At 28.7% G+C, this 17,856-nt stretch carries 18 protein-coding genes; 5 read left to right on the plus strand and 13 right to left on the minus strand.

Annotated elements, in window-relative coordinates; genetic code table 11:
* The first annotated feature begins 30 nt into the window (after positions 1 to 30).
* The 5 genes from HALO113_RS16940 to HALO113_RS16960 all read left to right on the plus strand — a co-directional run bounded on the left by HALO113_RS16940 (position 31) and on the right by HALO113_RS16960 (position 5,345).
* On the plus strand, positions 31 to 993 hold the full coding sequence (locus HALO113_RS16940) for a type IX secretion system membrane protein PorP/SprF (RefSeq protein ID WP_159780322.1): 963 nt from the start codon (positions 31 to 33) through the stop codon (positions 991 to 993).
* Between the two features lie 85 nt (positions 994 to 1,078).
* Complete coding sequence (gene pgk, locus HALO113_RS16945) at positions 1,079 to 2,269, plus strand: phosphoglycerate kinase (RefSeq protein WP_159780323.1); 1,191 nt, start codon at positions 1,079 to 1,081, stop codon at positions 2,267 to 2,269.
* A 63-nt stretch (positions 2,270 to 2,332) separates the two neighbouring features.
* The gene (locus HALO113_RS16950; RefSeq protein WP_159780324.1) at positions 2,333 to 3,829 is read left to right on the plus strand and encodes a lytic transglycosylase domain-containing protein; all 1,497 of its coding nucleotides are present in this window, start codon (positions 2,333 to 2,335) and stop codon (positions 3,827 to 3,829) included.
* 12 nt (positions 3,830 to 3,841) lie between these two features.
* Positions 3,842 to 4,822 (plus strand): DUF4837 family protein, encoded by a 981-nt coding sequence (locus HALO113_RS16955; protein WP_159780325.1) that lies wholly within the window; start codon positions 3,842 to 3,844, stop codon positions 4,820 to 4,822.
* Between the two features lie 70 nt (positions 4,823 to 4,892).
* A complete protein-coding gene (locus HALO113_RS16960; protein WP_159780326.1) occupies positions 4,893 to 5,345 on the plus strand; it encodes a GNAT family N-acetyltransferase in 453 nt (150 codons plus the stop codon).
* Here the strand turns inward: HALO113_RS16960 and HALO113_RS16965 are convergent.
* The 13 genes from HALO113_RS16965 to HALO113_RS17025 all read right to left on the minus strand — a co-directional run bounded on the left by HALO113_RS16965 (position 5,342) and on the right by HALO113_RS17025 (position 17,799).
* Positions 5,342 to 6,166 (minus strand): OmpA family protein, encoded by an 825-nt coding sequence (locus HALO113_RS16965; RefSeq protein WP_159780327.1) that lies wholly within the window; start codon positions 6,164 to 6,166, stop codon positions 5,342 to 5,344. The two genes, HALO113_RS16960 and HALO113_RS16965, sit on opposite strands and share 4 nt — an antisense overlap.
* A 2-nt stretch (positions 6,167 to 6,168) precedes the next feature.
* Positions 6,169 to 7,803, minus strand: a complete 1,635-nt coding sequence (locus HALO113_RS16970; protein ID WP_159780328.1) for a S41 family peptidase — start codon at positions 7,801 to 7,803, stop codon at positions 6,169 to 6,171.
* Positions 7,803 to 8,618 (minus strand): DUF4349 domain-containing protein, encoded by an 816-nt coding sequence (locus HALO113_RS16975; RefSeq protein ID WP_159780329.1) that lies wholly within the window; start codon positions 8,616 to 8,618, stop codon positions 7,803 to 7,805. The genes HALO113_RS16970 and HALO113_RS16975 overlap by 1 nt, the downstream gene beginning before the upstream one ends.
* A 68-nt stretch (positions 8,619 to 8,686) precedes the next feature.
* Positions 8,687 to 9,058 (minus strand): ribonuclease P protein component, encoded by a 372-nt coding sequence (rnpA, locus tag HALO113_RS16980; RefSeq protein WP_159780330.1) that lies wholly within the window; start codon positions 9,056 to 9,058, stop codon positions 8,687 to 8,689.
* 388 nt (positions 9,059 to 9,446) lie between these two features.
* Positions 9,447 to 9,680 carry a hypothetical protein gene (locus HALO113_RS16985; RefSeq protein ID WP_159780331.1) on the minus strand — a complete coding sequence of 78 codons (234 nt, stop codon included), beginning with the start codon at positions 9,678 to 9,680 and terminating at the stop codon, positions 9,447 to 9,449.
* 1 nt (position 9,681) lies between these two features.
* Positions 9,682 to 10,395, minus strand: a complete 714-nt coding sequence (locus HALO113_RS16990; RefSeq protein WP_370519397.1) for an ADP-ribosyltransferase — start codon at positions 10,393 to 10,395, stop codon at positions 9,682 to 9,684.
* 51 nt (positions 10,396 to 10,446) lie between these two features.
* Positions 10,447 to 10,761: a hypothetical protein gene (locus HALO113_RS16995; protein WP_159780332.1), complete on the minus strand. Its 315-nt coding sequence runs from the start codon at positions 10,759 to 10,761 to the stop codon at positions 10,447 to 10,449.
* 2 nt (positions 10,762 to 10,763) lie between these two features.
* Positions 10,764 to 13,103 carry a zincin-like metallopeptidase toxin domain-containing protein gene (locus HALO113_RS17000; protein WP_159780333.1) on the minus strand — a complete coding sequence of 780 codons (2,340 nt, stop codon included), beginning with the start codon at positions 13,101 to 13,103 and terminating at the stop codon, positions 10,764 to 10,766.
* Between the two features lie 73 nt (positions 13,104 to 13,176).
* The gene (locus HALO113_RS17005; protein WP_159780334.1) at positions 13,177 to 14,214 is read right to left on the minus strand and encodes a patatin-like phospholipase family protein; all 1,038 of its coding nucleotides are present in this window, start codon (positions 14,212 to 14,214) and stop codon (positions 13,177 to 13,179) included.
* Positions 14,215 to 14,217: 3 nt separating this feature from the next.
* The gene (locus tag HALO113_RS17010; protein ID WP_159780335.1) at positions 14,218 to 14,544 is read right to left on the minus strand and encodes a hypothetical protein; all 327 of its coding nucleotides are present in this window, start codon (positions 14,542 to 14,544) and stop codon (positions 14,218 to 14,220) included.
* Between the two features lie 17 nt (positions 14,545 to 14,561).
* Complete coding sequence (locus HALO113_RS17015) at positions 14,562 to 15,017, minus strand: hypothetical protein (RefSeq protein ID WP_159780336.1); 456 nt, start codon at positions 15,015 to 15,017, stop codon at positions 14,562 to 14,564.
* A 54-nt stretch (positions 15,018 to 15,071) separates the two neighbouring features.
* Positions 15,072 to 15,548 carry a M15 family metallopeptidase gene (locus tag HALO113_RS17020; RefSeq protein ID WP_159780337.1) on the minus strand — a complete coding sequence of 159 codons (477 nt, stop codon included), beginning with the start codon at positions 15,546 to 15,548 and terminating at the stop codon, positions 15,072 to 15,074.
* A gap of 187 nt (positions 15,549 to 15,735) precedes the next feature.
* Complete coding sequence (locus HALO113_RS17025; protein ID WP_159780338.1) at positions 15,736 to 17,799, minus strand: transporter substrate-binding domain-containing protein; 2,064 nt, start codon at positions 17,797 to 17,799, stop codon at positions 15,736 to 15,738.
* Between the last annotated feature and the right edge of the window lie 57 nt (positions 17,800 to 17,856).

Consider the following 17,856-nt stretch of genomic DNA (forward strand, 5'->3'; position numbering starts at 1 on the left):
AATAGGCTTAGTATTAAATAAAAAATTAAAATGAAAAAAGTAGCCCTGTTTTTAATACTTTTTGGTTTCAGCCAACTTAACGCTCAAGAGTTTACCATTCCTCAACAAACACAGTATTTAGCTGATAATCCTTTTTCATTGTCTCCTACTTTTGCAGGAATTGGAGATAATGCCAGAATTAGATTAAATGGATTGACACAATGGGTAGGTATAAAGGATTCGCCATTAAATCAATCTTTAGCAGCTGATTTTCGTATTGCTGATAGATCCGGAGTGGGAATTTTTGCTTATAATGATAGAAATGGTAATACTAGACAATATGGAGCAAAGCTTTCCTTTGCACAACATTTAATATTAGATTACGATAGTGAGCAATATCTTTCTCTAGGTATATCTTTCAATTTAAATCATTTTAGAATCGATATTGAAAATTTTAGTAATCAATTAGACCCTGCGATAAACGGAGATAGAGCAAATCAAAATTATAATTTTGATATTGGTTTCTTATACCGTTACAAAGATTTCTTTTTCAGTTATAACGCTTCCAATATTTTAGACAAAAACATCCGTGAAATCAACACTCTGTTAGAGATTGAACCAGATTTGTTATTAAATCACCAATTGTATTTTGGTGGTAAATTAAGAAGAGCAGGTTCTACTTTTGAAATTGAACCCTCTGCTTTAGTACAGTATTTCCAAAGTGACGGCCGTTCAACAACCGATTTAAATATAAAATTCAAAAAGCATTTTTATGAAGATTATTTCTGGATTGGTGCAACAGCACGTTTTTTAAACGAACAGTCATTAACACCTGTTACTGTTGGACCCGTTGTAGGAGGTAGAAAGAGTAATTTTTATTTTGGTTATTCTTATCAAATTAATACAAACGAATTATTATCATATAATTCAGGTACACACATGATTACTATTGGTTTTGATTTCTTACAAAGTTTAAGTAATTGTCCTTGTACTCAAAATAGGATTGTATATTAAAAATTTTACAATTACATTTGAAGTTTACTATAGTTCATATTTTTGAATTATAGTAAACTTTAACTATTAAATATCCAATTTGTAAATGAAAACACTACAAGACTTCAGTTTTAAAAATCAAAAAGCTATTATTAGAGTTGATTTTAATGTTCCTTTAGATGAAAATTTTAACGTTACTGATACAACTCGAATTGAAGCAGCTAAACCTACAATTGATAAAATTATTGCTGATGGTGGTAGTGTTATTTTAATGAGTCATCTAGGAAGACCTAAAGGTTTTGAAGATCAGTTTTCCTTAAAGCATATTGTACCTTCAGTTGAGGCAATTTTAGGTACTCAGATTTCTTTTATAAATGATTGTATAGGGGATGAGGTTGAAAAAGTAGTTTCTGAAATGAGAACGGGAGATATTTTATTACTCGAAAATTTACGTTTTTATAGTGAAGAAGAAAAGGGAGATGTTTCCTTTGCTGAAAAATTAGCTAAACTTGGTGATATTTATGTTAATGATGCTTTTGGTACTGCGCACAGAGCACATGCATCGACCACTATTATTGCTCAATTTTTTTCAAATAAAAAATGTTTTGGTTATTTATTAGCTAAAGAAATTGAAAGTATCAACAAAGTACTTACCGATTCTGTTAAACCAGTTACAGCCATTTTAGGTGGAAGTAAAGTATCTTCAAAAATAACTGTAATTGAAAATATCTTAGATAAAGTAAACCATATGATTATTGGAGGTGGTATGACTTTTACCTTTATTAAGGCTTTAGGTGGTTCAATAGGTAATTCTATATGTGAGGATGATAAATTAGATTTAGCTATAGATATTTTAAAGCAAGCTAAAGAGAAAGGTGTGCAAATCCATTTACCTGTTGACGTTGTTGCAGCTGATGCCTTTTCTAATGATGCGAATACCCAAATTGTAGACGTAAAACAAATACCTGAAGGATGGCAAGGATTAGATGCTGGACCAAAATCATTGGCAATTTTCGATCGTATTTTGAATGATTCAAAAACCATCTTGTGGAATGGACCATTAGGAGTTTTTGAAATGGAAACCTTTTCGAAAGGAACCATCCAACTTGGTGAATCTATTGCAGAAGCAACTAAAAAAGGAGCTTTTTCATTAGTTGGAGGTGGTGATAGTGTAGCTGCTGTTAAACAATTTGGCTTAGAACCTAAAATGAGTTATGTTTCAACTGGTGGTGGTGCCATGTTAGAAATGTTAGAAGGCAGTATTTTACCCGGTATAGCTGCCATTTTAAATGATTAGTGATTTGAATATATAAATATATTAGTTGAAGTAATATGCCCCTAACAAACTAAAACTAAAAAGATGAATAGATTTAAAATTATAGTTGGATTATTTTTAACATCCTTAAGTTTTGCACAAGAATTAAAAAAAGAAGTTGTTGATGTTGCTGTTGTAAAATCTAATTATTTAGATTCGATTAAAGCTTCATTTAATAGCCATAATACTAGTAATTGTATTGATCAAAGATGGTTAGCCGAATTAACAAATGAAGATATCTTTGAAGAAATTTATTCGGATGTAATTGAAACGGATATCGATTCATTGGTTACTTTTGATTTACCAACTGATGTTTTAAAGAAAAGATTAAAAGCTCTTGATGATAAATCTCCTTTTAATATAGAATATAATCCTGCATTAGAAAATGTAATAAAGAATTTCTTAAAGAAACGTCAAAGTGCATATGAGCGTTTAATGGCAATTTCTGAATATTACTTTCCTATGTTTGAAGAACATTTAGCTAAATATAATGTGCCACTTGAAATTAAATATTTAGCGATTGTTGAATCTGCATTAAACCCTAAAGCTAAATCTAGAGTTGGTGCCACTGGATTATGGCAATTTATGTATCCAACAGGGAAACAATATGACTTAGAGGTCAATTCATTTGTAGATGAAAGATATGATCCTTTAAAAGCTACTGAAGCTGCTTGTCAATATTTATCAAGTTTATATCAGATTTTTGGTGATTGGAGTATGGTTTTAGCATCTTATAATGCTGGACCTGGTAATGTGTCTAAAGCAATTAGACGATCTGGAGGAAGTCAAAATTATTGGAATATTAGAAAAAATCTTCCAAGAGAAACAGCTAACTACGTGCCAGCTTTCCTTGCAACGATGTATATTTATGAATACCATAAAGAACATAATTTTAAGCCCAAGAAAGCACCTTTAACTTATTTTGAAACAGATACTATTATGATTAAACGAAGAATTTCGTTTGAACAAATTTCAGAATTATTAGATGTGCCAATGGAGCAAATTACATTTCTAAATCCTATTTATAAATTAGATATTATACCTTATCAAGAAGACAAAGCCCATTTTTTAAGATTGCCAAAAGATAAGTTAGGTATTTTTGTTTCAAACGAAGAAAAAATATATGCTTATGTTGATTTCTTAGATACTTTCAAAGAAAAAACAATTTTACCGACTGAGACAAATGAAGCTATAGTTAGTAATACAAAATACCATAAAATTAGAAAAGGAGAAAGTTTAGGTTTAATTGCTAATAAATACAACGTTTCTGTAAGCCAATTAAAAAAATGGAATGGTATAAGAGGTAATTCAATACAAGCAGGAAAAAAAATAAAAATTATTTCTTCCGTTCATATCTCTTCTAATAGCACAGAAAATAACAATCAAAACACTGAAAATCAAATATATAGAGTAAGAAAGGGAGATTCTTTATATTCTATAGCAAAAAAATTTCCTGGCATTTCTGCCGAAGATATAAAAAAATGGAACGGTATTAGTGGTAATAATATTCGACCCGGAATGACACTAAATATTAACGGATAAAAAACCGATTAAATGAAAAAAATAGCTTTTGCTTTGTTAATGTTACCTTTTTTAATTTCTTGCAACGAAAGTAAAGAAGACAAGAAATCAATGATGACAGAATCTAATGGTAAAATCAATAACATTTCTATTATTATTGATGAAGATCTTTGGAATGGTGAAATAGGTGATAGCATTAGGAAAAAATTTGCTGCACCTGTTGACGGATTGCAAAATGAAGAGCCTCAGTTTACCTTAAATCAATATCCAACTAAGATTTTTGAAGGTTTTGTTAGGAATAGTAGAAATGTAATTGTTGTTGAAAAATCAAAACAAAGTGGTTATTCGACCAAGAAAAATGAATTTGCTAAACCTCAACAAGTATTTTATATAGTTGGAAAGAATAAAGATGAAATTCTAAACACATTAGAAAAGAAAGCGGACGAAATTATCGAATCTATCAAAAATGGTGAAATAGTTGAAAACCAAATGAGAATGAAAAAAGCTTCAATATCGGATGAGAAAGTAAGAGAACGATTTGGAGTTTCCTTAACCATAGGTCATGGCTATAAATATGATATGGTAAAAGATAATTTTTTATGGATTAGAAAAGAGTTCTCAACGGGTTATAACAGTATTTTAGTTTATGAAATGCCAATTAATATAATAGAAAATGATTCTACCTTAGTTAATAATATTGTGAAGATGAGAGATTCAATCGGAAAACAATTTATTCATGGAACTCTTGATAATACTTGGATGGTGACTGAAGAAGACTATGCACCAAACTTTTTCAATGTTTCAATAGCAGGAAGAAAAACTTATGAAACAAAAGGGAATTGGTATTTAAAAAATGATTTTATGGCTGGTCCATTTATAAATTTTGCTATAAAAGATGAAAAGAATAATCGTTTCTTAGTTTTAGAAGGTTTTACATATAATCCTTCTAAATCAAAAAGAGATCTCGTTTTTGAATTAGAAGCGATTATAAAATCAATTAAATTCTTAAAATAAATTTTATATTTACTAAATAATTTCAATCTCATCGGGCTTTAAGTTTGATGAGATTTTTTTTAAAACAATCATGAATAATTCAATTCAATTTAAAATAAAGCGATTTAAAGAACTTTCTTTAGGCGAACTATATGATTTACTTAAGCTTCGATCAGAAGTGTTTGTAGTGGAACAAAACTGCGTTTATTTAGATATAGATGGTAAAGACAGTAAAGCTATTCATGTGTTAGGATTCTATAAAGAGGAATTAGTTGCTTACACACGAGTTTTTAATAAAGGAGATTATTTTAATGAAGCATCAATTGGTAGAGTAGTGGTTCATCCCGATTATCGGGATAAAAAATGGGGCTTTCAATTAATGGAAACTTCGATTGAAACCGTTAAAGTTTTTTTTAATCAAACTGAAATTACAATTTCAGCACAACAATATTTAACAAAATTCTATGAATCTTTAGGTTTTATACAAACAAGCGATATGTATTTAGAAGATGATATACCACATGTAGAAATGAAAAAGAGCTAATTCACTTTAGTTATCACTATTTCAACTCTTCTATCATATAATTGTCCTTTTCCTAAGGGTTGACTGTTCCCATAGCCTTTGTGATTCATTCGCTCTTTTTTTATTTTCTTTTTAAAGAGGTATTCATAAACAGTAATTGCTCTATTTATTGAAAGTTCTCTTTTTTTAGTATCGCGATCAATTGCTTCTTTTTGAAATGAAGGTATACAACAGACATGACCCTGAATTTCAAATTCAATATTTTTAAATTTTTGCAATTGTTTGGCTAAACGATCTAATTCCTTTTTGGCTTCTTGTGAGAGTTTGCTACTGCCTCTATCGAATAGTAATTTCTCTAAATAAATACGGTCACCTATAACTGGATTTTCAGGTATTGTATTGTAAACACCAGGAATTTTTAAGGTTTCTATAGAAATAGGTTTGTAATTAATAACCACATCAACGCGTCTGTTTTTTGATCTTATTTCAGGTATGTTTTCTAAAATATCATCATCAATAAGGATTCTTCCTTTACCTTCAATGGTAATTATAATTTTATTTCTTATCCCGTTATCTAATAATTTATTTTTTACCGTATGTGCTCTATTGCTAGATAATTTGTAATTGTATTCGTCTTTTCCTCTGTCGTCGCAATAACCGAATATTTCAATAGTTTTTATTGTAGTGGTATCTAGTTTTTTAATAAAATTGAGCAATGCAACCGTTTGTTTTTCTTTTAAAACAGATTTATCAAAATCAAAATAGATAGAATGTACTTCTTCTTCTTGTGCTATTAAATTTAACGAGGTTAATAGTAATAAAAGAAGCACATATTTTTTCATTGTTATAATTTTAAGAGGGATCGATATTGATTTAAATCATTCAAAACAGCCTTCGCTTTATTAATTTCAATATCGTTTTGAGTATAATATTCGTAAAGACCTTCTTTATATTGATAACGAGTAATTAATTCTTCTTGTAATAATTTTTTAAAATCTTCCTTGCTTTTAGTTACTTCTATATCCTGACTTTTTTCTAACGCATTTTGTAGCGCTTTATATTCATTAGTTATTGAAGCATCAATTTTTTCTTTTTTTGCTTTGTCTAATAAATCTTTTAAGGCTTTACCTGTTTGACTATCTAAGCTATATTTATCTTGCTTGATAAAAGTTTTAAAACCTGTAAAATCTGTTTCAGATATTGTTGGAATGCCTGTTTGATTTGGATTCTTATAATACAAGGTAGTTGCATAATCAAAAACAGCATCATTTTTTACTAAAGCATCTGATACTGCACTTTTCTTTGTTTCTTCAACTACAACATCTGGTAAAACACCACCGCCATCGTAAACCGTTCTACCTCCTTTTGTTTTAAATGCATTAAAATTACTTTTATCAATTTTTATCGCTTTTCCATTGGCATCTTTATGGGCATAATCTAAAGCTTGGATACATCTTCCCGATGGCGTATAATATCTGGAAATGGTTACTTTTACTTGTGTTCCATAGGAAAGATTTAAGGGACGTTGTACTAAACCTTTACCGAAACTTCTATTACCAACCACTACAGCTCGGTCTAAATCTTGTAAAGCTCCTGAAACAATTTCCGATGCGGAAGCACTGCTACCATTAATTAAAACAGCTAAAGGAATTTCTAAATCAACTGGAGCATTGTTCGTTTTATAAGTGTTGTTGTGTTTTTCATTTTTAGATTTTGTCGTTACTATAACTTCTCCTTTTGGCACAAACAAATTGCAAATATTTACAGCTTCATGCAATAAACCACCTGGATTATCCCTTAAATCGAGAATAATTTTAGTGGCTCCTTTTGCTTTTAATTCTAAAAGTGCGGCTTTGGTTTCACTACTGGCTTTTTCTGTAAATTTTGATAAGACAATATATCCCGTTTTATCCTCTAATATACTATAGAAAGGTACTGCTTTAACCTCAACCTCATCTAAAATAATGGTCGTATTTTGCTTTTTACCTTGTCTTTCAAAAGTAATAGCAACTTTGGTGTTTTTTGTTCCTCTTAATAATTGTGATGCGTCTTCTTTATATTCTTTTAAATTAATATCACCAATTTGTGTTATCTCATCTCCCGCTTTTAAACCTGCTTTATCTGCAGGAAAACCTTTGTAAATTTCTTTTAAAAATACACGACCGTCTTTACGTTGTACTACAGCTCCTATGCCTGTATATTCACCTGTATTGTTGATTTTAAATTTTAAAACATCTTGTTCGTTAAAGAAAACCGTATAGGGATCCAAATCGGCTAACATGTTTTTAAGCGCAATATCCATCAATTCTCCTGGATTTGTTTCGTCTACATAGTTTTGATTTACCGTTTTAAAGGCTTCTGTAAATATTTCTATTTGTTTGGCAATTTCAAAAAAGTCGTTTTTAAAACTTACCGCTGTAAATAAAAAAGCTAAGCTTAAGAATGTGATAATATATTTTTTTGCTAAAAATCGTTTCATTATAGTTTCTTTTTATTTCTAATTTTTCTTCGCACAAAAATGAAAAGTATTACGAAAATAAGGATAAATGGCCAAATATGAAGCATACCTAAAAATAAACTTGATAAACCATTGAAACCTGAAGTAATTGCGTTCCACATTTTACTACCATATGAAACTGTTGTTCCTGTTCCTTCTGCTTTTTCCGTGTACATTTCTATAGAAATAGTACTCATAGCCACTCTATTTTCAAGATATTTTAGTTTACCTTGTGCAACTTCAATTTCTTCTCGGATAGCAGATAATTCCTTTTCAATTTCTAAAATCTCACTTACTTTATTGGCTTTTTTTAGAATTTCTAGATATCTGTTTTCCAATGTGTGTTTTGCTTTTAAACGAGCAGTTACATCTACAAATTCTTCGGTAACATCTTGAGCTGAAATTTCTTTTATATCAAAATGACTTACTCCTTTACCAATATCATTAATAAAAGCATCAAAATACGCATTAGGAACGCGTAGTGTTATGTTACGGTAAACTGTATTGTAGTCAGTCCCAGCGTTATCATTTTGTATGTATGCTTTATAATTTTTTGTTGTTTTATACAGGCTTTCATAACTCGCTTTCAAATCTTGAGTTTGATAACGCAAACGAGCGTTCTTAATGATTTTTGTATCATTAGAACTAAATTCTTCCGATTTATTAACTGTAACTGATTCTGATTCATCGGCAATAGTATAGGAAAAAGTTTTTTCATCCAGCATTTCAACACCAGCTTCTTCTTTACAAGAAGAAAACGTTATACACAAAATAAGAATCCAAAAGAATGATTTCATAAGCTAAGGAATTATATTATACTACATTAAATATAAAATCAATGTATCACAAAAACTTAGCCAAAAACTTATTTTTTTATCTCTGCAATAAATTTTTCAAACAATAAAATGGTTTTTTGATGGATTTCCGAATAAGGTAAACGGTCTTTGGTTTGATAAAAAAACATAATGGCATATTTTTTTTCTATATTTTCCAATAAAATATGTTTGTTTAAACGATAGCATTCCCTTAGAACACGTTTGTAATAATTGCGATCAACTGCTTTTTTAAAATACTTTTTGGATACCGAAACACCAAATTTTAAAACTTCATTATCAGATGGATTTTCCACAAAAACTATGCGTAGAGGATATTTCGCTACCGATTTTCCTTCTGAAAAGAGTAAATCGATAGTGGTTTTGCTTTTGAGTTTTTCGTTTTTTGGATATTTGAAGTTCATATTTTTTTAAAAAAGGCTGTAAAGATAGGTAGAAAAACAAGAGATTGTCTAAAAAGTCTTAATTTGTCATTCTGAATTTATTTAACTTTGTTGAATCTTCGATTTCGGAATCTAATATTAGTTCAAAATCAAATAATTTATAGAAGCTGAAACAAGTTCCGCGTGACAAGATTATACTTTTTGGACAGCTTTTTGTTTTGCACTTGGGTTTTAAACTGTTTCCCATATTTTACAATGCCTTTGGCAAGATAATATGAAATTGTTCCTAAACTTACACAAAAACTAATTATTCCCCAGTGATTTACAAACCATTTACCCGCTTCTGTTTTGTTCTAGAAAGTAAAAAAGCTACTCGAAAGTAGCTTTTGATTATATATATTGATTTAAATTAATCATCAGAATATTTTTCTAAATAATCTTTTTGTTGTTCTAGTGTTAATTGATTCCATTCAATAGTTGAAATTTTTTTTCTAATTATATTAATTTCCTTTATCTTTTCATAATTATCTTTGATAAATTTTTCAGTTTCTATTTCCGTTAAATAGGGGTTATTTAATTTCTCAGAAATATATTTATATTTTTCTAATTCTAAATATAATCTCTCTAACTCTTGTTTTTCCATTTTATAATTCTTTTAAAATTATTGTTTTTATTGGTGTTACATAATCTTCGGGACTAGTTGTTATTTTTATATCTTTTACAAAGAAAGTAGTTTTTGATTTAAAAACAACCTCTTTTTCAATTTGCAATGTTGATATAGGTTCAATTAACTTGCCATTTTTTGACTCAATTCTTATAAGAACCGTATAGGCTCTTTTTCTCATTGCTTTTCCAATAGCATCAGGATCATAACTACTAGAAGTGAAATGTTTATTAGTAACTATTTCATTTATTTTATAATACTTTTCAATTTGACTTTCTGAGAGATATTCAATTCTATATAACAATGAACTTGATTCATAATTTGGTAATTTATCTAAAGCTTTATTCATTAATCTTTCTTGAACTCTAAATTCCTTTGTCATTTCTATCTCACCTCTTAATGATCTATTCAAATTTTTATAACCAGCGTTAGTTGTGTAATACCTTAAGACAGCTTCTTCTTCTAAGGTTAGTAAGTTTGGAAAAACGTGTGGGACTTTTTTATATTTTAAGTCTTCTAAATGTTTTACAAAATCTTTATTCTCAAATATAATTTCTAAATCAATATCGTCATCAACCCTTTTACTTTCCTCAATTAACTCCTCAATTTGTTTGGCAAGTTCAGGTTCGTTTTGCAGTTGGGTTTTAAACTGTTTCCCATATTTTACAATGCCTTTGGCAAGATAATATGAAATTGTTCCTAAAGTTACACAAAAAAATAAGCTACTCGAAAGTAGCTTATGAAATTAATCTCTAGGTAAACCCACTCTAAAATAACCTCTTTCATCTTTTTCTATATCAAAAAATAATGTGTTAAAATTCATGTAAAAGAGTGGTTCACCAGTTTCATCAGATATAGTTAAGATATCTATATTATTAAAAATTGCTTTAATGCTAACATTCCAAGTTGGCATAATTTTATTTTTATTTTTGCCAGAAATGATTTTATCTGCTTTTTGATACAAAGCACCTTCTACACAATCTTCAGAATAGAATTTACCTTTTACATCTTTCATAACTTTTTTAGCTTTTGCTAATATTTGTTCTTCTGTATATTTCATAATTAAATTTTTTTTATAATTTCTGGTTGTTTAGCTATTTTTCTAACACGATTAACATAATCTAAAGCATGTTGTAATTCTTCTTTTGTCCATAAATTTCTTTCTTTCCAAATTTCATTAAAAACATAGGTTTCTTTTTCCCATGATGCTAAAGTAAGATATTCATCGCCGATTTCTAAATAATGTTTAACATGTGATTTTTCATGAAAAGCTAAATATTCAGTGGGGTTTTCTGTTAAAAACAACTGCTTAGTTTGTGGGTGGAAACCACCTCCATATCCTTCTTTTCTTATGAAATAGAAAAAATCTCTTGGGTTTTCAAATAATATCCCACCATCAATGAATGATTTAAATTTTTTTAAAGTAGCTTTGTTTTGAATCTTTTTACCTCCTTTATTTAGTAATAAATCATCCTCAAAAATGGGTTCAATTCCTTTTTGTCTTAATTCACCTTTGTATTTCCTTATTTTGGATTCACTCATTAATTTACCTCCTGTAATTTCATTTGTTTTTGGAGGTTTACTCATCAAATCTGCATCATCCAATACCCTCTTACTTTCCTCAATTAACTCCTCAATTTGTTTGGCAAGTTCAGGTTCGTTTTGCAGTTGGGTTTTAAACTGTTTCCCATATTTTACAATGCCTTTGGCAAGATAATATGAAATTGTTCCTACACTTATACAAAAACTAATTATTCCCCAGTGGTTTACAAACCATTTTCCCGCTTCTGTTTTATTGAGTCGATGACGCAAATCTGGGTTTAATAGTGCTAAATTAATAGTACTAATGGTAATATCCAAAATGGCAAACAATCTTGCAGCTCCTTTTATTCCTGCTAAAAGCGCACCACCACTTAATAAAATACTTAGTACATCTACTATCGCTAAAGCAGCATCGGTTACATCACTCCATTCTGTGGCATCTCCTAGATATTTTCCATATAAGGCAATAAAAGGAATGTTTTCAATTTCATTGTAATTTTCGTCTAATTTATGAATATAAACAATATCTAAAGGATGAAATTGATTACTTTGCTTTTTGGGGTTATTTATCTCAATATCGTCTTGAAATAGATTTATTAAACTTACCACATTAAACCCTAATGAAGGTAATTGTAATTCATTTGTTAACGCTACTTTTCCTTCTTCATCTCCATATAAAATATTAGTTTCGATATGAGAATTATCGCTTAGTGTAAATTTTCTTGCTTTTTCAATATTTTGTTTGCTATACACAAATGTAATAGCTGTTAAATAGATACAAAATGCTTTTGTTAAGAGCTCATCACTAAAACCATTATATAAAGAAATTAGTTTCTTAGGGTTGGCATAAAAATAATTATATACTTTTTGACTGTCTAATTTTTGTAAAATAGAAGTAATCGCAGCAGTATAATCTTGAAGAATACTCGTAACATCAGCCAAATTAAGTCTGAATACATTTTCAATCGTTTCATTGAAATCCAATTGTTTTGCTGCAAAATACGGTATATTTTGATATAACCATTCCAAATCTCTATAATCGAGGCCATCATATTGTTTTGTTTTTTTATTGGCAACTCTTTGTTTAATCGATTGGATGTTTTTTACAAATGAATCTGCTACAAGTTTTTCAAAATTTGGGTTAGGATATTTTCTACCAACTATTTTGATGAAGGCATAGAAGTCTTCATAATTAGAAGAACTTATGGTAAAAGCAATGTTATCTATATTGTCTTTTTCATAGACCAAAGCTTTACCTACATAATAAAAATGTAGCTTATAACTTAACCGTCTTTTTTTATAGTCAAATTCAAATTCTAATCCACCCGAATAATCGCCTTCAAAATCTTTACCAATATTTACTAGATTTGTGTCCTCTTGGTACAATTTACCTTCTAATTGTAAAACTCTATCACCTTGAGGTGTTTTATACACTAAAGGGATTTCGGTTTCAACCGTTTCATAGCTATCATATTTTGTAGGAACATTTGCCATTCTGTCAAACTTAGCTTCTTCTCCAAAAGAAATAATATTGGAAACTAGATGTGTGTATTTACCAATAAAGTCTTTGTAGTTAAATGTAGCATCTTTCCCGTTTTTAATAAATTCGGCTAGTTTAACAAAGTCGATATTTTTATCGACATATTCAGCTTTATAAAAAGCACTTCTTTTTCCTAGAGGTGATTCCAACGCAATTTCATTGGAAATTTGCCTTGCTGTTTGATGTGTTTTTATTCCCTCTAAAGGGCTATTTCCGATAAACCCCTTTTTGACTTGCTCAAAAGTCAGTCTTTGGTTCATAGGTTGGTTGAGCAAGTCAAAAAAAGATTTGCTTGGCTCATCGAGTTCATTTAAATTCATGATCTGTGTGTAATTTTGTTATTTTGCGTGTAAGTATAAATGAAACTCAATGTGCACCTCGAATCTCTTTATTTTATTTGTATTTTACTAATTTTCTTGCAATTTCATTTAATGTTTTTCGGTTTTGGTCTATAAAATACAAACCCGCTTGTATGAGTTCGTAAATATTCTTTTTTGAAGTGTCATCCATTTCTGGTGATGCATTTCGTAATTGTGGCATTAATCGATAATAATTCCTTTTGTTTCTTGGGCCAAGCGATTCATACATTTTAGACAAATGGTAATTTACTGTTTCCGCATTGGCAGATAATAAAATATCAATTAATGGAGAAATCCATTTGATTTTTCCTGCATTTTCAAATTTTTCAAAGGTGTAGGGTTTTAAAACTTCTCCTGTTCCTATAGAAATAATAATCATATCATTAATGTCTGGATAATCAATTTTTTGCGAATCGTGTAATACTTTTGAAAAAGGTATTTTTCGAGCTTCAGCATAGGCACACATTGCGGGATTATTCGCATACACACCACCATCAATCAATGTAAATTCTTGATCATAAAGCGATTTAATTTTTGCAGGTTCAAAATAAGTTGGTGCTGCACTAGTTGCTCTACAAACGTCTCTTACATAAAAATTTTCTAAGGGTGTGAAAGCTTCATGACTGCAAAAAAACTTGGATTTTCTCTGATTGATGTCATAAGTTGTAATTAAACAAGGTTTAATCAACTCATTTAATTTCAAATCGCCAAAAACTTCTTTTAATTGACGTTCCAAATTGCGTTGAGAAATTTTTTCATTAAATAAACCAAACGGATTGATTATTTCTTCCCAAAAAGACACATTAAATATAGAATCTCCTTTTTTTGCATACAAATCAAGTGCTGCTTCTACTGAGAATTTTGCACTTTTGGTGTTATCTGGAAATAAGAGAATAGCTGTTAATAAACCACCCGTACTGCTTCCTGCAACTAAATCAAAATAATCGCCAATTTTTGCATTTGGATTGTCTATACGTTGTAATTCTTCTTGTATATATTTCAAAATTACAGCTGTAATTATTCCTCTTATGCCACCACCATCTAAACTTAATATTCTGATTTTTTTTGCCATTTTTTATTTAATAACGGTTGTGACTACAATATCAAATATGGTTTTTATAATAGTATTTTTAATATTGTTTAGTCTAATTTTCGATATTCCAGCTGTTTGTAATGCTTTTAAAGCAATAATATCTTTTTGACTTTTTAATAGCCATTCCAATTCTTCTTTAGTAATTGAACCTTCAGCTAGCAATAGGATCCATCTTTTTAATTTTTCTTCTGATTCCTTTAAAAAATGAGTAATATCTTTTTGTACTTCCGGTTTAAATTCTTTGTATTTTTCTCCAAGTAAGGATAAAAGAGCTTCTTTTAAATCCTTGATTAATTTTTCGATATCCATGATTGTTTATTTGTTTGTTATTGTGAAATAATAGCTAATAAATTGTCTTTAGAAGTTTTGTCTTTTTTAACTTCATATTCAATGAGTAGATTGTATGCTTCTTCTATTTGTTTTTTTGCTTCTATTACAAATGCGGGAGAAAGATTTTGCTTTTCTTTCCAACGTTTAAAAAATCCTGATACTAAATTTTTTTCTGAATTTGTCATTATCGACCACATTGAAAAAGTAATTTCGTTATTGGGTTTGTTTTTTTCATATTCTTTTAATTTTTCCATATCTAAAAGAATTTTTTCTACTTTCTCTTGTTGATCTGGATAAGGTGTAACAGCATTATCCATAAGTAGAAGTGTTTCCACTTTTAATTCTGTTGTTTTCTGATAGGAATATTGATCGTAAACAGCTGTTTGAATTGCTTTGCAACTTGTGAATAGTACTAAAAAACTCAGCGCAATTTTAATTTTAAATGTTCTCATATTGTTTATTTTATTTGTTTATTGTCTCTACTAAGAAATATTTCTTTTATTGGTTTATAAAATTACGTAATCATTTTCATCTTTTTTTAATTTTGAAAGTTTTCTCCAATCATTATAACCTTTTTTTTCGAAATGAGGTAAATCTTTGAAGTTTTTCCAATTGCCTCCCCAATTCCATCCAAATTTCGCAAAGATCTTCACACATTCAAACCAATCTGCCACTTGGTCGTTATCCCAATCTTTCAATGTATCCCAAGAAGCTTGTTTGTTATCGATTATTAAGCAGATATCTACCGCAAAGCCATAGTTGTGAATAGATTGACCCCCTTTTGCTCGTGTGAGTTTTTTGCCCTTTTTTGTTCTTCCAATATTATATAAATCATCTTGTTCTTTGAAAGTTCTTAAGCCCTGAGTGATTCTTATTTTTGCTTTTCCAGTAAGTGCTTTATTACATTCTTCGATAATATTCTTAACTTCATTTCTCACACTGGGATGTAATTTTTTTATTCTTTGTTCTGTATATTTATCCATTATGTTTCTCTTTATTGAATACAAATATACAAGAAAATAATCTAATAAACAAATATTATAAAGAAAAAAATCATATAATTTTTAAACAAAAAGAAATTAGTCTTAATTGTTCGGATTTTGATATATATTTAATAAAATCTTCCATTTCTATAAATTAATAGAACAAAAAAAAGTAGCTGTAGAAAAGCTATGTGGTTTTAAAAATATATCTAGAAAGTAATGGTTTTAGCAAATTTCTATCGATAGGTTTAGAAATAAAGTCATCACAACCTGCTTCAATAGCTTTTTGAATATCTTCATCTGTTGAATAGGCTGTTTGTGCTATAACAGGAAGCTTAGGTCTAATTTGTTTTATTTTTTTTGTAGCCTCATAACCATCCATAATAGGCATTTTAATATCCATTAAAACTAAATCAATTTGTTGGTTGCCCAAACAGATGTCAACGGCTTTTTTTCCGTTTTCTGCTCTATGAATCACAAAGTTAAATTCAGGCATTTTGGTTAAAATTGTTTTTAGAAATAGAAAATTAACATCTCCATCTTCAGCAATTAAGATGATATGTTTTTCTGGTTTTTCATGAAATGATTTATAGGTGTTTGTAGTTTCAATGTTTCCTTTTTTAGCTGGAATATAGGGTAAGGTTAAAGTAAAGACAGTTCCTTGATTTTCTATTGTTTCAAATTTAATATTACCACCTAATAAGTCGGCATTTTTTTTAGCTATGGAAAGTCCTAACCCTAGTCCACCAAGATTTTTTGAAATTTCTTTTTCCGATTGTGTAAAAATATTAAAAATGGTTTCCTTGTCTTTTTTCTTAATTCCAATTCCAGTATCCTGTATATCTATAATAATTTCATTATTTTCAACCCCATACCGAATCAAAATACTTCCTTCATTGGTAAACTTAATGGAATTATCTATTAAATGAAGTAATATTTTGAAAAGCTTTGATTTGTCAATTAAAACAACATCAATATTTTGATTTAGTTTGTTTTCTATTAGAAATTGAACATTTTTTTCTTTAGCTTTTAAATAGTATTTTTTATAAATACTTTCAAATAATGCATCTAAATCTATCTCTTCCGGTTTAATTGTAATTTTTTCAGTTTGTAATTTTGCTATTTCTAATATATTATCAATACTATTAATTAAATCTTTGCCATTTGAAGATATTATTTTGGCATATTCTTTTTGTTCTTCAATAGTTAAGTTTTCTTTATTTAATAATTCTGAAAAACCTATAATTCCATTCATAGGGGTTCTAATTTCATGCGAAATATTTTGAATAAAAACCGTTTTCAAACGATCACTTTCTTCGGCTTTTTCTTTGGCAATTCTCAGTTGTCTTGTTTTTTGTTTGATTTTGTATTTTAAAAACCTATTTATCGAAACAATAACAATAAGAATAAATACGATGCTTGTTGTAATTATTATCCAGAACCCCATTTTTTCATAAAAAGGAGTAATTACATTGAAAAGCCAATTGTCTATTATAAGTTTCTTTTCATTTTGAGAAATATTATGAATACTTTTATTAATTATAGATTGTAAAACCTTATCATCTTTAATTACGGCTAAACCTGGGCTATAAGAAAAATCAAGTTCTGAACTGATAGCTACATTTTGTAAATTATTTTTGCTAATGAGATATTTAATAACTGCTTTTGGACCAACATAAGCATCATATTCGCCATTATTTACTTTTTCTAAGCATTCTAATTCATCTTTTGCATAACCAATCGATAGGTTAGGATATTTAGTATGAATTATTTCTGTTATAGAATATTGATAAGGTAATATTAATTTTTTTGTACCAAAATTTTTCAAATTTTGAATTGGCTCTTGATCCTTCTTTTGTACAATGGTGTGTTTAGATTCAAAAAGAGGTGGATAAAAAACCAAGTATTCTTCTTTATCTTTGGTTTGCTGTATCTCAAGAATTATATCAATTTTTTTATTTTTCGCATCGTTAAGTACTTTTTCCCAATCTGAATAATATACTTTTTTAAATTTATAATTTATTTTATTTTCTATTAGCTCGAGAAAACTAATAAATATACCATCCATTTTGCTTTGTTCGTTTATAAATTGATAAGGTGGATAATAGGGAAAAACAGCAACTTTTATTGTGTCCCTGTTTCTTAAATACTCTTTTTCTTTATTGGATAATTGATGAGAATTTGAACATGAAATTACGCAACACAATAAAAGTATTGTTATGATACAATAAAAAAGTTTTTTTAACATCATAAAACTAATTTCATATTAGTAAATATATGAAGAATTTTAATACAAATTGATAAATAT

This window comes from Flavobacterium sp. 9AF (genome assembly GCF_902506265.1).
GTDB lineage: Bacteria > Bacteroidota > Bacteroidia > Flavobacteriales > Flavobacteriaceae > Flavobacterium.